A 1,074-nucleotide genomic window follows, 5' to 3' on the forward strand; every position below is an offset into this window, starting at 1 on the left:
GCTCTATGGATTGCAAAAGCGCGTCCGAAGCCGAGCGCACTTGCGATTGCGACGAGGGCGTCCAGTGCCCGAACGACAGGAACCCGATTTTCTTCATAATCATGCGATATAAGGATGCGCGTCAGGCTTCAATGCAAAAGAGATTTTTTGGCGCCCGGATCAAGGCTCATGCATCGCTATTCTCGAAGGCGCCAATGCCTTGTGCGATCAGGTTGGTCGCCATCACCAGCGAGACGATTGCCCCGGAATTGAAGACGACGACCCACCATTTTCCGCCGGTCAGGAAGCCATAGCCGTCGGCGACGGCCAGTCCCCAGTCGGCCGATGGCGGCTGAATGCCGAGGCCGAGAAAGCTCAGCGTCGCGATCGAGAAGAACGCGTAGCCCAGCCTTGTGACGAGTTCGATGAGGATCGTTTCCCTGATGTTGGGCAGGATCTCCAGGAACATGATGGCGAGCGGGCCTTCACCGCCAAGCCGCGCGGCGCTGACATAGTCGCGCTGCTTCTGCTCACGCACGGCGGCGCGAACGGTGCGCGCCACCAGCGGCGCGTAGGCGATGCCGATCACCAGGATGACGGTCAGGTTCGACGGGCCGATCGCCACCAGCGTCATGGTGACGAGAACGATGAACGGAAACGCCATCAGCGTATCGAGCAGCCGCGCGCCGATGGCATCAGTGAGGCCCTCGAAATAGCCGAGCACCAGGCCGATGATGCTGCCGGCGGCAACCCCGGCCAGCGTCGCCAGCGGCGCAACCAGCAGGATGTCGCGCGAACCGACGATGATGCGGGACAGCACATCGCGGCCGAGCTGATCGGTCCCGAACCAGTGCAGCGCATCGGGCGGCGTCAGCGTCGCCAGGAAATCCTCGGCATAGGGATCGTAGGGAACGAAGAGGTTGCCTGCTATGGCGCAAGCGACCCAGAACAAAAGCAGCAGCAATCCGACCACGACCGACGGCGGCAATCCGGCGAAAGCACTGCGAATCCGGCGCACTGCCGAAAAGCCCGCCACGGCGCGCTGCAGTGCGGGAAACTCGGCCAGATCCGTCATGGCGAGGTCCGGCGGCGTTG

1 protein-coding gene is annotated in these 1,074 nt (G+C 62.9%); it reads right to left on the reverse strand.

Going from position 1 to position 1,074, the window contains the following annotated elements; genetic code table 11:
* Positions 1–166: 166 nt before the first annotated feature.
* Positions 167–1,074 (reverse strand): ABC transporter permease (locus EN879_RS36895; RefSeq protein WP_348631530.1); only part of this gene is annotated, 908 nt, incomplete at its 5' end.

Source organism: Mesorhizobium sp. M7A.F.Ca.AU.002.02.1.1, assembly GCF_003998535.1.
Classification (GTDB): Bacteria; Pseudomonadota; Alphaproteobacteria; order Rhizobiales; family Rhizobiaceae; genus Mesorhizobium; species Mesorhizobium ciceri.